The sequence below is a fragment of the Dyadobacter sp. CY261 genome, assembly GCF_021440085.1.
Taxonomy (GTDB): Bacteria; Bacteroidota; Bacteroidia; order Cytophagales; family Spirosomataceae; genus Dyadobacter.
This window is the reverse complement of the sequence record NZ_JAKCPW010000001.1, coordinates 1267820-1282361: the sequence shown is the minus strand read 5'-3', so window position 1 is coordinate 1282361 and position 14542 is coordinate 1267820. Positions and strand designations below refer to the sequence as shown.

The following is a 14542-nucleotide window of genomic DNA, read 5'->3' as shown; positions in this document are numbered from 1 at the left end:
AACTATGAGTGCATTCAAAATCAGTAAGTCCGGCCGGAATACCATACTTTCGGCGACTTTAGTGGCAGGTACGCTGGATATTCTGGCGGCATTTCTGGTGTATGCGGTGATTCTGGAAAAGACAAGTCCGGCCCGCATACTGATGTCTATCTCAAGCGGCATTTTTGGCAAAGCCGCCTATTCCGGCGGCACGCCCATGATCATTACCGGCTTACTGCTGCATTTCGTGATCGCATTCATTTTCACAGTGTTTTATTACCTCATTTTACCGGGGCTGGCATTTCTGCGGAAGCGAAAACTCCTGAGCGGCGTTTTGTATGGCATATTCATCTGGCTCGTGATGAACCTGGGTGTCCTGCAAATCGTGTTCAAAGGAATGCCCATGCCCGACCCTAACGCAGCACTGATCGGAATGGGTATCGTGATCGTTGCCGTGGGAATACCCATTTCCTACATCGTGTCGGCGTCCGGACGACGATGATTTTGAAACAGACTTAACCGAATGACAGAAACCTACCAAAGCAGGGCGCAAGGCTATAAAACCATGGCCGACAACTTCGCGCCGGAGCTCAACAACCTTTCCTACACGCGTTTGGCCATTTTCCTGCTGACCGGCATTCTCATCATGCTGTTTGCGGCCAGCGGCTGGGTAATCCCGGTAATCGGCACCGCCATCGTAGGCACCGTGCTTTTTGTGATGACATTGAAACGTTACAATGGCATGGCCGAAGAAAAAAAGCAGGCGGAATTGCTGAAAAACATCAACGAAGCCGAAGTCCAGCGTATTTCGAATAATTTTGCTGCATTCCCGACCGGCGCAGCATTTCTCGACCGCGATCACCATTACGCCGCCGATCTCGACATATTCGGAAGTCATTCCCTCTTCCAGCTTTTGAACCGCACCACAACCGAGTCGGGTGCGCGGCTTCTGGCAAGCTGGCTCAATGGCCCGGCCGACCGGCATACCGTCATCGGGCGGCAGGAAGCAGTGCGGGAGCTCACCGGCCAGCTCGACTGGCGGCAGAATTTTCAGTCTTCCGGCATGCGGTTCGAGTCCGCCAACAGCAATTACGAAATCCTGATAAAATGGCTCGAAGAACCTCCGCAGCTCCTCGCGTCGCGGCAGCGATTGCGTACTATCAGCCTGGTACTGGGCACTTTGTCGACGTTCGCGCTCCTCTATTTCGTGTACAATCTGACTATGCATTTGCAAGAGCTGTCGGGCTTGCATTTGTTGCCGCTCATCGTCATGTCGGTGATCAACTCCTTTTACCTGAAACGCTTCAAAAATATCGCGGAAGACATTATTCTCAGTACGCAGCGGAATATCGGTATTCTCGGCGCATATGAGTCCCTGATGAAGGTTATTGAAAAGGCGACTTTTACTTCACGAAAATTGACCGAACTCAGCACTACTTTCATACGGGAGGACCGTTCGGCTACATCGGAGATCGGGGCATTAAAGCGTATTCTGGAAATGTTCCAGCAAAAAGGCACCCGCAATTCCGTGGGCAAGAATGCATTTTACCATATGATCAACAACCTCTTGCTGATCGACGTGCACCTGATCCTCGGCACCGAAGCGTGGAAAGCCCGTAACAAAGACGATATCAGTCCGTGGATCGCCTCGGTCAGCGAATTCGAGGCGCTGGCGAGCATGGCAGGATTTGCGCATGCCAATCCGCATTACACTTTTGCCGACATTTCCACCGAAACATATCAAATTGATTTTAAATCTGTTGGACACCCTTTATTAAAGTCAAAAAAGCGGATTAATAACAACTTCACCATGACCGGTCGCGGTGAGATCACGATGATCACCGGCTCGAATATGGCAGGAAAAAGCACCTTCCTGCGAACCGTGGGTATTAACCTCGTGCTTGCATTCATGGGCGCACCCTGTTGCGCATCCTCTGCAAGCGTATCGCCCCTGCGCGTGTTCACGAGCATGCGTACACAGGATAATCTCGAAGAATCCGTATCCTCATTTTATGCCGAACTGAAACGCATTGAGCAACTGCTGGCACTTGTGAGCGAGGGTGAGCCTATCTTCTTTCTGCTCGATGAGATGTTCAAAGGTACCAACTCCCAGGACCGTTTCCGCGGCGGTGTGTCGCTGATCAAACAACTCAGCGAACTCAATGCATTTGGCATGATCTCTACGCACGACCTTGACCTGGCCAACCTGACCAAGGACCTGGCCATCCGCAATTTCAGCTTCAATAGTAGCATTACCGAAGGTCAGATTCTCTTCGATTACCGGCTTACGCCCGGCATTTGCACCGATTTTAATGCCAGCGAGCTCATGAAACGCAGCGGAATACGGATACTTTCTGACATCCTACCTTCAAACTGACGAACAAATAAACCTACGCGTAAAAAAGTGCTTCGCCAGAAGTGCATTTGATCCGTTTTCAACGGCAGCTCATCAAAACAATTTCCCCGTAGACTTCGCACCCCATTCCTTTGCAGTCAACATTGTGCCAAACTGTATCTATGAACCGCCGCGACTTCATACAAACAGCCTCGCTGGCAACCAGCGGGCTGCTGCTTTCATTTTTCCTACCCGTGAAATCTCAGGTCCGCGCATTGTCGGCACCGGGCTTTTCGCCTCATGCGTTGCTACGTATCGACAGCGACGACACTGTTCGCATTATTCTGCATAAAGTTGAAATGGGCCAGGGAATATGGACGACGCTTCCGATGCTGATAGCCGAAGAGCTGGATTGCGACTGGACCCGCATCCGCGTGGAAAATCGTGTCATCGAAGGCCCACAGCAGGAAGAAAGCATGTGGGTCCTTTCCACGGGTGGCTCGGACACGACCCGCTCTGAATTTGACCGGCTCAGAACCGTCGGCGCCATTGCCCGAACCATGCTCGTCCAGGCCGCAGCGAAGCGGCTCGGCATCTCACCCGGACAATGCAGCACCGCCAACGGTTACGTACTGGCAGGAACGACCCAAATCAGCTATGGGTCCCTTGCGACCGAAGCTTCGGCATTACCCATCCCGACCGTCAAGCTCCGCGACCCCCGCGAATGGAAACTGATCGGCGGGCGATCCCGCGGCGGGCGACCCCGCGGCGGGCGATCCCGCGGCGGGCGCTCGCCACAACGCCTGGACATTCCCGACAAAGTGAATGGCAGGACATGCTACGGCATCGACATTCAGTTTCCGGGCTTGCTTGTGGCTGTTTTGGAACGCTGCCCGGTTTTTGGTGGTAAGGTAAAATCCTTCAATGCCTCGGACGCAGTGCGCGTGCCGGGCGTGCGGAAAGTCGTACAGGTTGCCGGCGGGGTTGCTGTTGTAGCGGATCACACCTGGGCGGCTTTACAGGGAAGGAAAGCGCTGCAAATTGAATGGGATTTAGCGGGTGTTAAGAATCCCGATAGTTCAAAACTAACAGAAGAGTACAGGCAAGTTGCTCAGCAATCTGGCATGATAGGGCAATCCAAAGGTAATGTCGACAATGCCTGGCAAAAGGCCGACACAGTTTACGAGCAGGAGTTTCAATTTCCCTACCTCGCTCACGCGCCGATGGAAACGCTCAATTGCACGGTAAAACTCACGTCCGACCGCTGTGAAATATGGACGGCCACACAGTCGCAGTCCCTGCACAGGCAGGATGCGGCCCGCATTCTGGGTTTCAGCGAAGAACAGGTCGTGTTGTATACGCCCGCTATGGGTGGCAGCTTCGGCCGGCGCGGCTCTTTCGGCTCCGACTGGGTAACGGAGGCATTACACATCGCGAAGGCGTCGGGCGAAAATATCAAGCTGATCTGGACGCGGGAGGACGACATTCGCGGCGGGTATTACCGGCCGGTATACCTGCATCAGGCCAAAATTGGCATTGGAATAAACGGCCTTCCGATAGCATGGAAGCACGATGTTGTCGGGCAGTCATTATTTGTCAATACAGTCCTTGAAAAAGACATTGCGCCTAATGGACTCGATTACAGCTCGCTCGACGGCGTGAATGGTTCGCCCTATCTCACACATTGTGCCGATCATGCGGTCGTTTTGCATACGACTGCCAACAATGTGCCGGTGCTGGCATGGCGGTCGGTGGGCAACACGCATACGGCGTTTGTCATGGAAACGCTGATCGACGAGTTGGCATTCCGCGCCGGCCGCGATGCGGTGGAGTACCGAAAAACATTACTTACCAACCATCCCAGGCACCTCGCCGCATTGAACACTGTTGCCGAAAAGGCTGGCTGGGGCCAACCGCTGCCACAGGGCCATTTTCAAGGCGTGGCTGTACATGCCGCAATGGGCAGCGTCGTAGCGCAGGTGTTTGAGATCTCCTTTTTAGAAAATTCACTCAAAGTCCACCGTGTCGTGTGCGTGATCGCGTGCGGACTGGCGGTAAACCCCGACGGTATTGCGGCCCAGATGGAAGGCGGTATTATTTATGGCCTTACCGCGGCGTTATATGGTGAAATAACAGTCGGGAGTGAAGGCATTACGCAAAGCAATTTTCATGATTACCGCATGTTACGGATCGAAGATTCACCCGAAATAGAGGTACATATCATCGAGGACGATGGCAAAATGGGTGGTGCCGGGGAGCCGGGGGTTGCGCCAGTGGCACCTGCTTTGGGCAATGCGTTTTTCGCTGCCACCGGCAAGCGGATCAGGAAGTTACCGTTACTATCCAATATTTCATAAATTCGGATATGCAAAAGGCCGTTTTGAAATTATACCATATTCCTTTCTGGCTCGCCTACCATTATTTGTGGTGGGTGGTGGCGATGGGTAATCCCTTTAAAGCGGCCGAAAGTATCCTGTTCTCCCCTTTTGCCATCAAATTCCTGTTTTATGTGGTGCTGCAAGCGGTGGCGGTGTATTTCAATTTATATTACCTCATTCCGCGCTATCTCGAAAAAGGAAAGTACAAACCCTACATCGGCTATCTGGGCATTACCTTACTGGCTACGTCGCTTGCGATTGTTTCGGGTTATTATGTGAGTGCATGGCTGGCCCATCAGTCGGTGGAAACGCTTTTTGGACGAGATAAAAACTGCTTTTTCTATTTCTTCGGAGAGACGATGCCTTCGACGCTGGCGAGTACCACGCTCGCCATGAGCATTAAACTAACCAAAAACTGGATCAGTACCGAGCGGCGGAAACAGTTGCTGGAAAAGGAAAAACTGGAAACCGAACTGCGGTTTTTAAAATACCAGTTCAACCCCCATTTCCTGTTCAATAGCATCAACTCTATATTTTTTCTCATTCACAAAAATCCAGACGTCGCTTCCGCTTCACTTGCCAAGTTCTCGGAACTGCTCCGGCACCATTTGTACGAATGCAATGACGAGCTCGTACCACTCGAAAAGGAAATTGCCTATCTCCGCAACTTTATCGCGCTCGAAATACTGCGTCAGAACCGCGGAATACTGGTCACCACCGACATAGATGAGCTTCCCACCGATACCGACATTGCGCCCTTCATTTTGATGACTTTTGTTGAAAATGCTTTCAAACACGTTTCAAAAGATAGCGATCGTGATAATTGGATCAGCATTCGGCTACGCGTAAAAGCTGATCACCTTCAATTCGAAGTTTCGAACAGCACTTCGGCACTTTCGACGCAGCAGGCATTGCATTATGGAGGAATTGGCCTTAAAAACGTACGTCGCCGGCTTGACCTCATCTATCCGGACAAGCATTTTCTCGAAATTCAGGATGGCGACGGTGCTTTTGCAGTCAAACTTTCCGTCGCGCTGGAGCCGCAAAATACGCACCTGGACAGCCCACTAATGGTTCAATAAGCCAACCGGTAACGGAACATTTCCTGTATTTTTCCTTTTTCCAATGCGTGACAGACGATTTGCAGCGATTTATCGCTCATCAGATCGACGGTAACAAAACCTTGTTTAGTATCTGCGAAAAGCGAATGCCTGCCCTTTCTCGCATACGAATGCTTGGCACCGGATCCGCTGACGACCTGCGTAATGTTGTCTTTGATCAATTGCAGACCATGCTCGTGCCCCGCTACGTACAGAATCCCGGGGCTGCCTTTGAAAACATCGGTCACTTTGGCGATTAGCTCGCGGTACCAGGCGTGGCCCATGTCCTCCGGGTTACGGATTGTGGAGCGAAGTAGTGGATACAAGGAGCCGATCACCGGCAGCGGTATCCAAAGCCATTTTTTGACGGCTGTCAATGGAAAAATATGGTCTTTCAGGCTGTATTTGCCCCCATGTGTGCCGTAGCTCCGGAATGGGTGGTGAGATGCCAGAACAATGAACTTGCCCGCATTCCGGTCCCTGATTTCCCGCATCCGCGCGAGAACCTCTTCCTTCGTACCGCAATCACAGCCATCGCCGGTGCCAGTCTTTTCATGCGGAAAAAGCCACCATTCGCTATCATAAGCGATTATCACCAGACCGTCGCCCAGCGGTATTTCGACAGGCCCGGGACAGCCATTAGCAGGTACTATGCTCAATCCAGGATCATTCTGTTCTTTTAAAAACTCACCCTGACGCCGGATCTTGGCCAGGCCCTGCTTGCCCGACTTGTCCCAGTCGTGGTTACCCGGAACAAAATAAGTGGGCGCGCCTGCCGCGCGCATAGGCGAGAACTGGGAGCGGATAATGGTTTGCGTTTCGGCCTCTTCCAGGCTGCCGGGCAAGCCCATGCCGTGCGGATAGATATTGTCGCCCAGGAACATGACCGTCGATTTGCCGGGTAAAATGTGCGCCGCGGCATCATTGAGGGCCTTATTTTGTTTCGGATTGATTTCACCGGCGTCACCGATCAGGATCACCCGGCGAAGAATTATTGGCTGGGCGAAACAAAGCGCACCACCCGTCGCCCACAGAATCAGAAGTAGTATGAATCGCATTAAAAATAGCTTTATTTAAATTCTTTTTTATTTAAAACACTTTCATTTTCTTTCACAAACTTAATCCAAGGGTAATCTGCCCTTAACGGACTGATAACATTGCCCACCTACATTTGTGCCGGATTTAGCGGTCAACCTTTCCTTCTCTATACGTATACGATCAGGCGGCAAATGCGCCTGGCAACTGTTGTGATCTGACATTGTTATTGATGCCCGAACGGCACCGGCATGGCTATTCATGCCTTTTTCAACAATCCGATCCGACAGATTTGTCATCCTTTTTGCCGGAAAGGCATGTCCGTAATCCCGGCTTTCAATTTCAAACATCCTATTTCCGTAGCACGCTGCAAGTGCCGGAACGAGCACCTAACAAAGTATTTGAAACAAGTAAGAATAACCAAACGAACAGAAAAATGATGAAATTAATTACTGCATTACTCGGAGTATGCGCGTTTCTCCTGCTTTGGAGCCCCGAAACACGGGCGCAGGGAAATGAGGCATCCATTATCGGGAAAGTGAGCGAAAGCCAGTTTGGGCCGGTCGTCGGTGCAACGGTTTATGTCAAAAACGAATCGACCGGTTTCAGTACGGGCACGGTAACGGACGCCAACGGGGATTACATTATCAAGCAGCTTCCCCTTGGATCTCCCTACTCTATCACTGTGTCGTTTATCGGTTACGGTGAGCAGAAAAAGACCGGTTACTCATTAAACCAGGGCGATCAGCTGCGTCTTAACTTCTCGCTCGAAGCGGCTGCCAAAGAGCTCAATGCCGTTGAAATTGTGGCGAATTCATTGAAGAATACCGTGGTAACATTGGGTGCATCCACACCCATAACAGCCCGCGATATCGCCCGTCTGCCAGTAAACGGCCGTAGCTTTACGTCGCTGATCGACCTTTCGCCATTGAGCAACGGCAGTAGTTTGGGTGGCCAACTGGCCTCTTCGACTAACTATACGATCGACGGGATGACCTCCCGCGGAACGATTGCCGGTGGCGGTACCTCGGGTGCTTACTCTATTTCTATGGAAGCAATTCGGGAATTTAAAGTAGTGACCAACGAATACGACGTGACAATGGGTCGCGCAGGTGGTGGTACTATCAGCACGGTAACCAAGTCGGGTACCAACAAGCTTTCGGGCAGCGCATTCACCTTCATGCGCAACGACGCTCTTTCGAGCAAATACGACCTTCGCGGAAATAAAAGGACCCAGGAGTTTTCGACCTATCAGTATGGATTCTCTCTCGGCGGGCCTATCATCAAAGACAAAGCGCATTTCTTTGTGGCTTGGGATCACCAGGCCGACTCCCGTCCACTTTACATTGCAAACATCCTGAGCCCGGCAGACGAGGCAGCCAACAAGGTTACCAATGCAACCCTGGAACGCTTCGTGGGCATTGCACGTGACAAATATGGTGTTTCTTCCGGCCCACAGTTTGGCGCATTCGACAAAGCCAAGGGTACCGACGCGCTTTTTGCCCGTATCGACTGGCAGCTGAACTCCAAAAACCTTCTGACGATCCGTAATAACATGGTGATCGAAAACGATAACCTTTCGGAAGGTGACAACTCGGGTATTAACTTCTACGAGTCGTATATAGACCGTAAAAAGTTCGACAACAGCCTCATGGCATCGCTCCGTACCACGTTGAACCCACGCGTGACGAACGAACTGAAAGTACAGCATTTTTATGAGGATGTAAAGGTGCTTCCGAGCTCTGAGCTGCCAGCGGCAGGCATCCCGCGTGCGATCGTCGAAAACGTGGAATCCGTTGCCGGAACAGCTACATACCTGAACTCGATCCAGATCGGCGGACAGCGTTTTTCTCCGGAATGGTTCAAAGGAACTGTGATCCAGGCGGTTGACAACCTGTATTACAATACCGGCAAGATCAACTTCACATTCGGTATCGACGTGATGTACAATCTGATGCATTCACGTTATGGCTCCGAAATGAATGGCCGTTTCTATTTCACGGGAATGGATAATTTCAATAACCTGAAACCATACCGCTATGCCCGTGAAATCTATCTGAACGAAGACCAAAGCAACAAAGTAAAATCGTTGAGCACCGGTTTATACGCCCAAATGGATACGAAATTGGGTGTAGGACTCGATATGACGGCTGGTTTACGCCTCGACAACACGGTGTATCTGAACCGTGCGAATTTCAGCCAGGTGGTTTTTGATGAACTGGGCATTAAAACCAATAACCGCATCAACACCCTGCAACTACAACCACGCGTTCAGTTTACCTGGGATGTGAATGAGCAGAGCAAAGACGTGATCCGCTTCGGCGCGGGCGTATTCGGATCGGCATTAAACCCTTATTCGATGGTCAACAATATGTTGTTTGACGGTTCGAAAGTGGCTTCTGTCGAAATTCAGGGGAACCTTGTCCCAAGCCCTAATTTTCCTCTGTACCGCCAGGACCCATCCAAAGCTCCGGGTGCTGAACTGTTCAACATTCCGGGCATCGAGCGTTTGATTACCATTAATACCAACAGCCCCGACGCGAAAGTCCCTGTTTTGTACAAAACCAATTTCTCGTACAACCACTTTTTCAGCGACCGCCTGCGTATTGGTATCAGCGGTTATGCTTCCTGGGCCCGCAATAACTATATGTACATCGACCGCAACATGGTGGACGAGCCATTCTTCCGCATTGGCGCCGAAGCAAACCGCGGTGTGTATGTGCCTGCTGAAAGCATCAACACAACCAACGGCGCTACCAACTGGCTCCACAGCCGGAAAACGACCAATGTCGGCCGCGTACTTGAACTCGTAAGTGATGGTAAAAAGAACCAATATGCGCTCGTGATCGACGGTACATTTAAGTACTTCCGCGATGGACAAATCACTGCTTCTTATACCTGGAATGATGCCAAGGATAACACTTCCTACAACGGAAACGTGGCCAACACCGCAACGCTTGACCAAATGGTGATCGACGATCCGCGGGATTTGAGCCGGATGAGCTATGCCAACAACCAGTTCCGCAACAAGATTGTCGTATACGGTACGGCACCAAGCTTCTGGGGCGTAACCCTTGGCGTTCGCTATTCGGGTATCGGCGGTACACGCTACGCCCTGGCCGTCAGCGGTAACATGAACGGCGACTTCGTTTCTTCGAACGACCTGCCTTATGTGTACGACGTCAACAGCGCGGCAACACCCGAATACATCCGCACAGGCCTCCAAGCTATTCTTGACAACCCCGAGGCTGAGCAAAGTATCAAAACTTTCATCCGCGAAAACACCGGCAAAATGGCGGAGCGTAACGGTGGGATCAATGGCTTCTACGGCGTATTCGACGTTCGTTTGGGTAAGAAATTCAATATTTACAAAACGCACGGTCTGGAAGCTTCGATCGACGTGTTCAACTTCGCGAACCTGCTCAATAAAGACTGGGGCGTGGGTACCAACCTTGGCAAGCAAAACCTGTACACGATCAAGAGCTTCGACAAAGCGAAGAACGAATTTGTGTACAACGTTAACAAAGGTGCGGGTGTATCCAGCCTGAACGGCAGCCCTTTCCAGATCCAGGTAGGCCTTCGCTATTCTTTTTAATTGATTTATAATCTATTAACCGGCCCTCTGCAATGCATCGCGGAGGGCCGGAAACTTTACTAACGAGTGCATTCCCCATGAAAAGACTGATCCTGCTCTTAACCCTTTCCACATTTACATTCAAAAGCCTCCGTGCCCAGGATGCCCACGTGATCCTGATCAGCATCGACGGCTTGCGGCCCGAGTTTTACAAAGACCCGACGTGGTCGATGGTGAACCTTCGCCAGGGAATGGAAACCGGCGCATATGCCGATGGCGTGACGGGCGTTTTCCCGACCGTTACCTATCCGTCGCACACGACCATGATCACAGGCGTGAAACCCATTAAGCACGGTGTATATTACAACACCCCACCCGAACCGCTCGAAGTGACGGGCAAATGGATCTGGGATTACAAAACCATCAAAGTGCCAACCATTTTTAGCGCGGCGAAAGAAAAAGGCCTTGCTACCGCTTCGGTATTCTGGCCGGTGTCGCTAGGCGGGCCTGCCAATTACAATATTCCCGAATACTGGTATCTACCCGAAACAAAAGGCGGCAAGCGCAACATGACCAAAGCGCTGAGCGAGAATTCAAATCCGAAGGGTTTCTTTGAAGAAATCCAGCAGAACGCGACCGGCAAGCTGGAAGAGATCGATTTCGACGGTGAGTACCTGAGCATTGATGATAACCTTTCACGCACCAGCGCCTACATTATCCGCAAATACAAGCCTTCATTCCTGGCGGTTCACCTGGTGGCGGTGGACCATTTCGAGCACGAACAAGGCCGCGATGGCGACAAAGTCCGCGCTTCGCTGACGAGTGTGGACAGGGGCATCAAAGCCATTCTGGAAGCGATCGACAAGGCTGGTATCAAAGACAAAACCACGGTGATCGTTACCGGCGACCACGGGTTTGTCGATATTCATTCATCACTTTCCCCTAATGTGTTGCTGGCGCAGGCTGGTTTGTACGATCCTAAAAGCCCTTCTTCCTGGAAAGCCTATTTCCATGCTTCGGGCGGCTCATCGTTCCTGCATTTGAAAGATAAAAACGATACGCAGACGCTGGAAAAGGTAAAAGCGGCATTGGCAAAGCTACCGGTTTCGCAAAAAGCGATGTTCGAGGTCAAAGACCGCGCGGCACTGGACGCAGTGGGTTCCGACCCGAACGTGGCATTGGCCATTGCCCCTAAGCAAGGCTTTACGATCGGCAATGCGGCCACCGGCGATTTCGTTCGTGCTGCCAGCGGCGGTACGCATGGTTTTTTCCCGGATTTTAAAGAAATACAGACCGGCTTCGTGGCATTCGGTCGTGGTATCAAAAAAGGTGCTGTCATCCCTGAAATGGGCTTGCAGGACATCGCCCCGCTCATCGCAAAGTTGCTCAACATCGATTTCCCGACGGCCGACGGCACGGTCTATCCGGGAATGCTCGCCAAAGACAAAGAATAGAATTTGAGTTTATAAGATAGATAAGAATCATTGGAAAGGACGTCACTGCTTAGCGACGTCCTTTTTTGTTTTATTAAGGCATAATTTTTGATGAACGCGGTTATACCAAATCAGCTATATCGCAATACTTATGAAAAAGACATTGCAGATCGCCAACATCCTCGCATTGATCGTCACAATCGTGATCAACTATCTCTCCAATACCGGCTTTTTCAACAACAGCACGATGGCCAGCGTTTCGGCGCGGTATGGGAACCTTTTTACACCGGCCGGCTACGCTTTCTCGATCTGGGGCTTGATTTACCTGCTACTTGCCGCATTCGTCATTTACCAGGCCCGCGGTATTTCAGGTAAGCAAGAAGTGCCGGAGGTGGTAGCAAAAATCGGCTGGCTTTTTGTCATTTCCTGCGCGGCCAACTCGGCCTGGGTACTGGCCTGGCTTTATGATTTTACCGGCCTTTCCGTGTTCATTATGATTGCGCTGCTTTCTTCCCTTTGGCTGATTGTAGTCCGTACTCGCATGGAATTGGACCTTATCTCCATTAAAATGATCGCGCTGACCTGGTGGCCATTCGCCATTTACATCGGCTGGATTTGCGTAGCGCTCATTGCTAACGTGGCCGCGTATCTTACCAAAATAGGTTGGAGCGGCTTTGGCCTTTCGCCGGCAACCTGGACGGTGGTCATGATCTGTGTCGCGGGCCTCGTTTACATCGGTCTTACCTGGAAACGGAACCTCCGCGAATCGTCTATGGTGGGTGTATGGGCACTAATCGCCGTGGCTGCGGCCAACTGGGCCATTTCGCCAATGATCGTTTACACCGCATACACTGTTTCCGCTATTTTACTGATCAGCAGTGGCCTGCACGCCTACCGCAGCCGCGGCCAGCATTTTCTTGAAGAAGGAAAAACAGCACAATGGCGCGAGGGGCTGTCTTCGTGACAAGTTTTTTGCAGGCCATGGCGCGAAGGTATACCTTCGTATCTCACTATTTGCAGGCCTCCGGCCGGCTACACTGAAAGACGTTGCTACATATCTGACCGGCCGGAGGCCTGCGAATAGTGAGTACAAAGCGGGAGCTTTGTACTAGTGGTCTAGCGCTTTGAAAAAGACCGGCACCAATCTATGATTTTGGGATATAATGCGGATACGGGCGTCTCCGCATTTTCTTTTTTGATCTTCATCAAAGCTGCATTGAATTCGCGAAACTTTACAAATCCTCTTCGTTCGGCCATCAACACCTCGCGCCGGGTGATGAGAAACCTGGCTGTTGCATCGTCGTATTGGTCGAGCACGTACAATGAAAACAGCGCATGGGTGAAGTACTCGTTGAAAACAGATACCGAACTCTGGTAAAAACCGGAGTTCCCATTTGGCGCCCAAAGCTCCCTTTTTGAGAAAATACTATCGATCGCTTCTTCGAAATCACTAGTCCGTTGGTTGACATAATTGTGGTCCATCTCGGTGAAGATAATGCCTGCCAACAGGCCGCGCCGCTGATCGTTTGTAAGCGCTGCCTCTGCATTGTATACGTCCGGGCCGCTCACAAACATCACCATTTGCTGATAGTTCTTGCCATTCGAGTCGAATCCGCCGAACCGTTGCGTGCTGTGGCTGGAAAGAATAACCGGTGAAAAAATGAGTTTCATACAGTCGAATTTCGGCCGTGAAAATTCCTTTTCAAGCCATTTGTGCATGCCCGCCAAATCACTCCATTCGGTTTGTTTTGCGATCTGCTCCTGATAAAAAGTCAAATGTCTTTTATAAAACTCCCTGAATTTCGACTTTCTGGCAAAATCCGTGATCAGTTCCAGATGATCCCTGAATGCATTGGTATAGCCGGAATTGTCCTCCCCTGTGACGAAAAAGTACTCTGCCTGGATCAGCTCATCGCCTTTGAAATTATAACAAATACTGTTTTCCCTGAACTCATAATACCGCTGCATATACTGACCAGCGGGAAAATCCAGTTTGCCAAAAACCGCATGACCCAGGTAAGGTTTAAAATAAGCAGCCACATCGTCGTAATACTGCCCGCTTTTAACCATGTTTCCTGCCTTCTGCCCAGCCGGCGAAAGCATTAGCAGAATATTCGCCAGCTCGAAGGTTTCGGGTATCTCCACGAAATTGTGCCCACGGCTTTTCCGGATGTAATCATCCGAGAAGTGTGCAAAAACCTGGTTAAAGCGAAGCCTCAGCACGTATTGGCGGCCTGCAAGCTGCAATGAAAAAAAATGCTTTTCCTCGTACGGAAAATTGTCGTTTCTGACCTGCACCGAATCCTCGCCTAGATAAACGGTAACCGTTTTACCCGGACTTCCGTCTGAACCGAAGTCGATAGTATCCATTTCCGACTGCGGAAAGTTCATCGGCGATTTCATGTGGCTGAACCTGATCCCGATGGATTTGGCGGCGGTTTTCAGGCTTTCGGGGTGGACAATGATTTTCGGCTGCGCGAGCGACAGAGCCGGTAACAGCACGAATACGAAGCATAATTTGAGTGAATGCATGGCTAAGAAATTTGATAGTGCAAATGTAAAATGCCCGCTATGGCGCGAAGGTCTTCCCTCGTGACCCATTATTCGCAGGCCTCCGGCCGGCCAGTACCGAAAAACGAAATTGCATCTGCGACCGGAGGCCTGCGAATAGGCAGTAAAAGGCAGGAGCTTTGCACCAGCGCAGCCTC

Annotated in this window: 9 protein-coding genes; 7 read left to right on the top strand and 2 right to left on the bottom strand. The window is 51.0% G+C overall.

Going from position 1 to position 14542, the window contains the following annotated elements; all coding sequences use genetic code 11:
- Positions 1-4 precede the first annotated feature (4 nt).
- From LZD49_RS05100 to LZD49_RS05085, 4 genes are all read left to right on the top strand, one after another.
- Positions 5-481: a DUF1440 domain-containing protein gene (locus LZD49_RS05100; RefSeq protein ID WP_234666242.1), complete on the top strand. Its 477-nt coding sequence runs from the start codon at positions 5-7 to the stop codon at positions 479-481.
- Between the two features lie 21 nt (positions 482-502).
- Complete coding sequence (locus tag LZD49_RS05095) at positions 503-2356, top strand: MutS-related protein (protein ID WP_234666241.1); 1854 nt, start codon at positions 503-505, stop codon at positions 2354-2356.
- A gap of 140 nt (positions 2357-2496) precedes the next feature.
- Positions 2497-4671: a xanthine dehydrogenase family protein molybdopterin-binding subunit gene (locus LZD49_RS05090; protein WP_234666240.1), complete on the top strand. Its 2175-nt coding sequence runs from the start codon at positions 2497-2499 to the stop codon at positions 4669-4671.
- Positions 4672-4679: 8 nt separating this feature from the next.
- Positions 4680-5774, top strand: coding sequence for a sensor histidine kinase (locus LZD49_RS05085; protein WP_234666239.1), 1095 nt, complete (start codon positions 4680-4682; stop codon positions 5772-5774).
- Here the strand turns inward: LZD49_RS05085 and LZD49_RS05080 are convergent.
- A complete protein-coding gene (locus LZD49_RS05080; RefSeq protein WP_234666238.1) occupies positions 5768-6850 on the bottom strand; it encodes a metallophosphoesterase in 1083 nt (360 codons plus the stop codon). The genes LZD49_RS05085 and LZD49_RS05080 overlap by 7 nt on opposite strands.
- A gap of 413 nt (positions 6851-7263) precedes the next feature.
- Between LZD49_RS05080 and LZD49_RS05075 the strand changes: the two genes are divergently transcribed.
- The 3 genes from LZD49_RS05075 to LZD49_RS05065 all read left to right on the top strand — a co-directional run bounded on the left by LZD49_RS05075 (position 7264) and on the right by LZD49_RS05065 (position 12798).
- Positions 7264-10422 (top strand): TonB-dependent receptor, encoded by a 3159-nt coding sequence (locus tag LZD49_RS05075; protein WP_234666237.1) that lies wholly within the window; start codon positions 7264-7266, stop codon positions 10420-10422.
- A gap of 77 nt (positions 10423-10499) precedes the next feature.
- Entirely contained in the window at positions 10500-11855 is a 1356-nt protein-coding gene (locus LZD49_RS05070; RefSeq protein WP_234666236.1) for an alkaline phosphatase family protein, read from the top strand.
- A gap of 130 nt (positions 11856-11985) precedes the next feature.
- Complete coding sequence (locus tag LZD49_RS05065) at positions 11986-12798, top strand: tryptophan-rich sensory protein (RefSeq protein ID WP_234666235.1); 813 nt, start codon at positions 11986-11988, stop codon at positions 12796-12798.
- 152 nt (positions 12799-12950) lie between these two features.
- Here the strand turns inward: LZD49_RS05065 and LZD49_RS05060 are convergent, their stop codons facing one another.
- The gene (locus tag LZD49_RS05060) at positions 12951-14366 is read right to left on the bottom strand and encodes a DUF4932 domain-containing protein (protein ID WP_234666234.1); all 1416 of its coding nucleotides are present in this window, start codon (positions 14364-14366) and stop codon (positions 12951-12953) included.
- Positions 14367-14542 lie beyond the last annotated feature (176 nt).

Coding starts and splice junctions, on each gene's coding strand:
- LZD49_RS05100 (WP_234666242.1), top strand. CDS start 5: ATGAGTGCATTCAAAATCAGTAAGTCCGGCCGGAATACCATACTTTCG.
- LZD49_RS05095 (WP_234666241.1), top strand. CDS start 503: ATGACAGAAACCTACCAAAGCAGGGCGCAAGGCTATAAAACCATGGCC.
- LZD49_RS05090 (WP_234666240.1), top strand. CDS start 2,497: ATGAACCGCCGCGACTTCATACAAACAGCCTCGCTGGCAACCAGCGGG.
- LZD49_RS05085 (WP_234666239.1), top strand. CDS start 4,680: ATGCAAAAGGCCGTTTTGAAATTATACCATATTCCTTTCTGGCTCGCC.
- LZD49_RS05080 (WP_234666238.1), bottom strand. CDS start 6,850: ATGCGATTCATACTACTTCTGATTCTGTGGGCGACGGGTGGTGCGCTT.
- LZD49_RS05075 (WP_234666237.1), top strand. CDS start 7,264: ATGATGAAATTAATTACTGCATTACTCGGAGTATGCGCGTTTCTCCTG.
- LZD49_RS05070 (WP_234666236.1), top strand. CDS start 10,500: ATGAAAAGACTGATCCTGCTCTTAACCCTTTCCACATTTACATTCAAA.
- LZD49_RS05065 (WP_234666235.1), top strand. CDS start 11,986: ATGAAAAAGACATTGCAGATCGCCAACATCCTCGCATTGATCGTCACA.
- LZD49_RS05060 (WP_234666234.1), bottom strand. CDS start 14,366: ATGCATTCACTCAAATTATGCTTCGTATTCGTGCTGTTACCGGCTCTG.